The following is a 6,157-nucleotide window of genomic DNA, read 5'->3' as shown; positions in this document are numbered from 1 at the left end:
GGCCCGCAGGCGGCCCCCGGTCCGGGTGACCCCGCCCCGGCCCGGACGCCGGACACCCGCCGATGGAGCCCCGGGACGGGAGACGGTCACGCCCCCCCTCGCCGTTCTGCGACGATGGGGGCATGCGCGCGCGTTACGGCATTCCCCTCGGTATCGGTGCGGCGGCCCTCGCCGGCCTCGGCTACGCGGCGGGCTTCGAGGCCCGCTCCTTCCGACTGCGACGGGCCACCGTCCCGGTCCTCCCGCCGGGCATGCCCGCGCTGCGGGTCCTGCACGTCTCCGACATCCACATGGTCTGCGGCCAGAACAAGAAGCGCCACTGGCTCCAGTCCCTCGCCGGCCTGCGTCCCGACCTGGTGATCAACACCGGCGACAACCTCTCCGACCCCGACGCCGTCCCCGAACTGCTGGACGCCCTGGATCCGCTGATGGAATTCCCCGGCGCCTACGTCTTCGGCTCCAACGACTATTACGCCCCCCGCCTGCGCAACCCCGCCCGCTACCTCCTGGAGAAGGTCAGCGGCCGGCACGGCCTCAACGGCAACCCCGCCCCCTCCGGCGTGCCGCGCAATCCGTGGTGGGAGATCCAGGAGGCGTTCGACGACACCGGCTGGGCCAACCTCACCAACGCCCGGGCGCGGATCAAGCTCCCCCTCGGCGAGATCGCCCTCACCGGCCTGGACGACCCGCACATCAAGCGCGACCGGTACCGCAAGGTCGCCGGCGGGCCCGAGCGGGACGCCGATCTCTCGCTCGCCGTCGTCCACGCCCCCTACCTGCGGGTGCTCGACGCCTTCACCGCCGACGGCTATCCGCTGATCCTCGCCGGCCACACCCACGGCGGTCAGCTGTGCGTCCCCTTCCGGGGCGCGCTGGTCACCAACTGCGACCTGGACACCGATCGGGTCAAGGGACTCAGCGCCCACGAGCACGGTGGGAACCGCTCCTACCTGCACGTCTCCGCCGGCTGCGGCACCAACCGGTACACCCCGGTGCGGTTCGCCTGCCCCCCGGAGGCGACCCTCCTGACCCTGGTCGAGCGCCGCGAGACCGCCTGATCCCGGGTCCCGGGCCGGGCGGGCGGACCGCCCGACCCCGGGCCCGGGATCCCCCCCGAGCCCTGGGCCGAAAGCCGATTTCGTCTCCACGCGCCGGTCGGCTAGAGTGTTCCTCGTTGCTTCGGGGTGTGGCGCAGCTTGGCAGCGCGCTTCGTTCGGGACGAAGAGGTCGTGGGTTCAAATCCCGCCACCCCGACACAGGTCAGAGGCCCAATCCGCTTGATTGCGATTGGGCCTCTGACACGCTTGGGAGCCAAACAGGGGGCCAAAGGATTCAGATCACGCTTCGTGGTCGATCGCTTCTCGCCGCAAAGCGAAGATCACGTCCATGGCTTCCGCTCCCTGCGTGATGACCGGCCTGAGCTGCTTCCGGTACACGGCTTCCGTGGTCGCCTGACTGGAGTGCCCGACGAGCTGCGCGATGCGCTCCAGCGGGATGCCGTGGTCCGAGAGCAGCGAGACAAAGCTGTGCCGCAGCTCACGGGGCGTCCATTCCGGTGCGAGTCCCGCCTTCTTCACAATGGCCTTGAAGTCACGCCGAACGTTCGCCGCGTCGAGCGGCTCACCGCTCCGGGTGGTGAAGACGCGACCGGTGGGGCTCCACTCCATTCCTCGGGATGCCCTCTCCTGCATCTGCCACCGCTTGTGCTCCTCGAGCACGTCGACCACCTGTTGTGGCAGAGCGATGGTCCGGCGGCTCCTCCTCGTCTTGGTCTCGCCGTGCTTCCGCACCGAGCGCCATACGGCGATGTGGGGCGGCACGCCGTTCTCCGCTTCCAAGAAGACGTGATCCCAGGTGAGGGGACGCGCCTCTTCCGTGCGCACACCACTGAGCAGCGAGAGCACAAGGTAGGCGTACAGCCGTGAGGGGCGAGCGGCGGTAAGCACCGCCTCTGCCTGCTTCAGGGTCAGAGCCTTGCTCGGTCGTCCTGGTCGTCCTTCCGGCGCGGTGACCAGGAGAGCGACGTTCCGTGCAGCCTTGTCCCTGCGTTGAGCGTGCTCGATGGAACGGCGAAGGATGGCGAGTAGATCGCGAAGGCTACGCGTCGCGAGGAACGCGGCCCTGTCATCGAGCCAGTCGTCCACGTCGTCCGCGCTGAGATCCCTCAACTTCGCCTTGCCGATGAAGGGAATGAGGTGCTTGTTCGCCATCGAGCGGTTCTTGCCGACGGTGCCCTTCGCGTCGCGTCCCTTGAGGCCGCGTTCGAGCCAGTCGTTCACCGCGTCGCTCACGGTGTAGTTGGCCGGGGCCTTGACGCCGGACTGCACTTCTTTCTTCAAGTCGCGGATCTTCTGGCGAACCTCGGTCTTGGTCTTGCCGTAGACCTTCGGTCGTCGGCGTTTGCCGTTCGGGGCGTACCCCAGGGACACCGCGCCGACGTAGCGGTTCTTCGAGGCGTCCCAATAGATGGTGTCCTCACCGTGGCCCGCTCGGCGGGCACGCTTCGGCGTCTCGCTCATGTGGTGTGCTCTCCAAACGGCAGGGCCGCGCTCCGGGATGCGCGGCCCTGCCGAAGTGCGTAGGGATACGAGTCGTTCAGGCGGGTCAGGCGGCGGCTCCCGCCTCACGCTTGAGGAGTTCGATGTACTGCGTGACGTACTCGGGTGGGACGAGTCGGCGACGACCGATGCGGACTGTCTTGAGCCGTCCGAGGCGGATCTCCTCGTAGATCAGCGACCGGCTGATGCCGAGTGCGGCCGCTGCTTCTTCCGGTCGATACAAGAGCCGCTCAGTGGAAGCGGCGAGCGTGACACTCATCCGGGGTGACTCCTTGGGAGGGATCTTGAGTGCTTGTCAGGACTCGCGTCTGTCCGAGGTGGGGGTTTCTGCGTCACCGCGTCGTCCGCGTCGCCCGCACGGTCCGACCTGTGCGTTCGGGGTGACGCAGGATGCGGGAGGGTGCGTCACCGGTGACTCGGGTTGTCCGTCACCGGTGACGCGGGTGATGCGGCGTGACGCAGGGGGCAGCCGTCTGCGTCACGTCCGTCTGCACAGGTCACCCGGCGGTGCCTCGGCTTGCGTGACGCAGGTGACGCAGGGTTCCCCTACTTGGGAAAAAGAGGAGTGTCCGTAGCGGCAGGTGCGCGCTCAGGCATGAAGAAGGAGCCGCTTCGCGGCGCGTCCATCACAGGGCGGCTCTGCCGCCGAACAGCAAGAGGAGCACGCGTCGACGAGTGCTCCTCTTGCTTGGGGCGGTAGTGGTGTCGCGCGGTCAGAAGGCCGCCTCCTGCTCCGGTGAGGGCGGCACGGCGGACGGCCGCGTGATCTCGATATAGCGAGCCGTCTTGGTCCGCCCCCAGTCGATGAGGATGCCTCGGGCGGCAAGGGTGGGCTGAAGGCGTTTGAGGCGGTCGGAGAGGACTTTGCCGGTGGTGGGCCAGCCCTTGGGCAGGGGACGGAAGTCCTCACCGCTGTACAGGCGAGTGAGGCAGTGCAGCCACTCCGTGGAGGTCATGCGCTGCGCGGTGCTCGGCGCGATGTCCGCCGCGTGCCGAAGAACGGTCTGGGCGAGCAGGTCACCTTCGATCACGTCGTCGTTGAGGTCGTCCAGGCTGGCCCGGTAGGCGGCCAGTGCCCCGAGGCCGGTGGCGGCGTCGATCTGCGCGCACAGGTGCGCGAAGTCCGCCATCCGCAGATCGGTGGGGGTCTCGGCCTCGGCCGCGCGGACCCTCACCGTGAGGTCGAGCAGGGAGCCGAGGATGACGGGCAGGACCTCTGCGTATTCGGTCCACAGTTCCGCTTCGGTGCGCCGGATCCGGGGTCGTTCCAGGCGCAACGGGAGGAGCCGTTCGGCGAGGTCGGGACGGATGACGCCGACGTCGATGCCGGTCAGCAGCAGCGGGCGGCGGTAGCGGGCGCGGAAGACGTCCCCGTCGGTGAACAGGGCGCGTTTGACGTTCTCGGCGCCGGTGACGATGCAGCACAGCGCATCCGACAGGTCCGGGGTCATGTGGGAGAGGTTGTCCAGGGCGGTGACCCATCCGGCTGCCACCGCCGCAATCAGGTTCTCCTCGTCCTTCGGGGCTCGGCGCAGGTCCCCGGTCATGCCCTCGATAACCCGCACGAGCATCCGCCCGCCGGTGGACTTTCCCGCTCCCTGCGGCCCGGTGAGGAACGGGGCGGGGACCGGGACCGAGGGACCGAGGCAGCCGATGAGCCAGGCCAAAGCCAGGCACTCGGTCTCGGCGGTGGCGAAGTTGCACAGCCGCAAAAGCGCGTCGATGCCCTTGCCGTCGGTGTCCTTGGTCGGGATGGGCAGTTCCCCGGTGAGTTGGGTGCGTCGCCAGCACACCTCCCGGGGGTCGGGGGTGGCGATGTCCCAGCCGGTGGGGTGGATGCGCACCGACAGCCCGTCGGCCCGTCCCAGGTCCAGCCAGGTGGCCCCGTCGTGGCCGGGGGCGACGCGGATGTGGACCGGCTGGACCTCCTCGGTCAGCGCGAGGGCTTCGATCAAATCCAACGCCTCCTTCATGGCGGTGCCGTTGAACACCCCGATGCCGTCGCGGAACAGTCCGACCATGAGTTCCTGTCGGTGGCTGCCGGTGGTGCCCTGGGAGCGGATCGGGCGGGCGACGGGGTGGCCGTTGCGCTGGGCGTAGACAGTGCCGTCGGCGGTGCGGAAGTACCGGAAGTTGGCCTGCGCGTAGTCGGTGATGATCTCGCGGGCCGGGGTCTTCTCCTCCTCGGTCATGGTCACAGTCCCAACGTGGTGCGGGCGTTGGTCCACGCCTCGGTGCAGTGCCGCGGGCTCTCACCCTTGGCCCGGGCGGCGGTGAACAGCCGCGAGATGTGGTCCTCGGTGAGGCAGCCGCACCGGCCGTGGGTGGACAGCACGGCCAGGAAGGTCCGGTAGACGGTGGTGTGGATCGCGCTGCGGGCCTCGGTGATGCGCTGCTCGGCCATGGCGATGCCCCGCTCCAGATAGGTCGGTGTGCGATGGCAGCACACCCCACCCCCGGCCGGTGCGGGCACGGCGAGCACGGGCGCCCCGGGCCGGGCCGGGGCCGGCTTGCGCACCACCAGGGCGCGCACGGCATTGGGCAGCTCGGTGATGGTGCCGGTGCCGGGCCCCAGCCAGCGGGCGTAGACCATGGTCGACTTGATGTCCACGCCGGGCCGCACCGCGTTGCGGGAGGCCATGGCGCCCCGGTAGATCCAGTGCTCCCCGCGCGTGGTCGGCACGATCCGGGTGGCGGGCAGGGTGGCTCGGGCCCAGGCGAGGGCGTCCGCGTCGTCCAGGTCCACCACGGTCAACCCGGCGCCGCCGGGGTGGTAGGCCACGGCCACCGCCCGGGCCCAGGCATCGACCCAGGCCGGGGAGGAAAGCACGGCCGAATCCGTGGTCGCGGCGGCCCACGCGTGGCAGGGATGGGGGCAGCGGCAGGGGCCCGGAACCTTCATGTTCGGCCGCCCACCGCACGCGTTGCCCGCGCACGCCGGGCAGTTGCCGAACGGCACCTTGCCCCGACGCAGGGGCAGCACCGGCAGCCCGAGCGCCGCGCACTCCAGCGCCACGGACAGCAGCGCGGAACGGGGGTCATGGGTCATGCTGGGGGTTCTCCTGTTCTGTTTCAGGGATGTGGAGATGAGGGCGGCCCGGGGCTTTGGCGAGACGCGGGCCGCCCTCGTGTTGGTGCGGTCAGTGGGTGTCGGGCAGGAGTTCGGCGAGGGTGCCGCCCAGCGCCGCCAGGCGGTGTTCGATGGCCGCCCACGACTGGGGGTCGATGCTCATGAGGGCGGCGACGGCGGCGGCGGTGTCGCCGTTGCGGTGGGCGGTGAGGGCGTCGCGGAGTTCGCCTGCGGCCATGAGGGTGATGCGGTGGTCGGTCATCGCGGGCCCTTCCTGAGGTGGGGGGTGGCGTGGTGGTGGATGCGGGCGGCGAGTTCGTAGGCGCGGCGGCCGGTGCGCAGGTGTCGGCCGTTGCCGTGGCAGCGGCGGCAGGGCCGGCCGCGTGTGGGGCGTCCGCGTCGGTCGGTGCGCAGGGCGAAGCCCAGTCCGTTGCACAGCCGGCAGGTGCGGAACGGGGCGACCACACACAGCAGGATGTAACCGAGAGTGATGGCTAACAGGCATGCGAGGGTGGTGGGCACGGGTGCC

Annotated in this window: 7 protein-coding genes and 1 tRNA gene; 2 read left to right on the top strand and 6 right to left on the bottom strand. The window is 70.1% G+C overall.

Annotated features, from left to right (window positions below):
* Positions 1-122 precede the first annotated feature (122 nt).
* The gene (locus FNQ90_RS09685) at positions 123-1,058 is read left to right on the top strand and encodes a metallophosphoesterase (protein ID WP_182605990.1); all 936 of its coding nucleotides are present in this window, start codon (positions 123-125) and stop codon (positions 1,056-1,058) included.
* A gap of 122 nt (positions 1,059-1,180) precedes the next feature.
* Positions 1,181-1,254 (top strand) — tRNA-Pro (locus FNQ90_RS09680).
* 83 nt (positions 1,255-1,337) lie between these two features.
* Here FNQ90_RS09680 and FNQ90_RS09675 read toward each other — a convergent pair.
* The 6 genes from FNQ90_RS09675 to FNQ90_RS09650 all read right to left on the bottom strand — a co-directional run.
* Complete coding sequence (locus FNQ90_RS09675; protein ID WP_182605989.1) at positions 1,338-2,519, bottom strand: site-specific integrase; 1,182 nt, start codon at positions 2,517-2,519, stop codon at positions 1,338-1,340.
* 85 nt (positions 2,520-2,604) lie between these two features.
* A complete protein-coding gene (locus FNQ90_RS09670) occupies positions 2,605-2,817 on the bottom strand; it encodes a helix-turn-helix domain-containing protein (protein WP_182605988.1) in 213 nt (70 codons plus the stop codon).
* Positions 2,818-3,271: 454 nt separating this feature from the next.
* Positions 3,272-4,750, bottom strand: coding sequence for an ATP-binding protein (locus FNQ90_RS09665; protein ID WP_182605992.1), 1,479 nt, complete (start codon positions 4,748-4,750; stop codon positions 3,272-3,274).
* 2 nt (positions 4,751-4,752) lie between these two features.
* The gene (locus FNQ90_RS09660) at positions 4,753-5,607 is read right to left on the bottom strand and encodes a bifunctional DNA primase/polymerase (RefSeq protein WP_182605987.1); all 855 of its coding nucleotides are present in this window, start codon (positions 5,605-5,607) and stop codon (positions 4,753-4,755) included.
* A 91-nt stretch (positions 5,608-5,698) separates the two neighbouring features.
* A complete protein-coding gene (locus FNQ90_RS09655) occupies positions 5,699-5,890 on the bottom strand; it encodes a hypothetical protein (RefSeq protein ID WP_182605986.1) in 192 nt (63 codons plus the stop codon).
* Positions 5,887-6,157: hypothetical protein (locus FNQ90_RS09650; protein ID WP_194432377.1), on the bottom strand; the 271-nt coding region annotated here is incomplete at its 5' end. The genes FNQ90_RS09650 and FNQ90_RS09655, both read right to left, overlap by 4 nt.

The organism is Streptomyces alkaliphilus, from assembly GCF_014141535.1.
GTDB classification, from domain to species: Bacteria; Actinomycetota; Actinomycetes; order Streptomycetales; family Streptomycetaceae; genus Streptomyces; species Streptomyces alkaliphilus.
The sequence above is the reverse complement of the archived record's forward strand: the minus strand, read 5'-3'. Positions and strand labels throughout refer to the sequence as shown.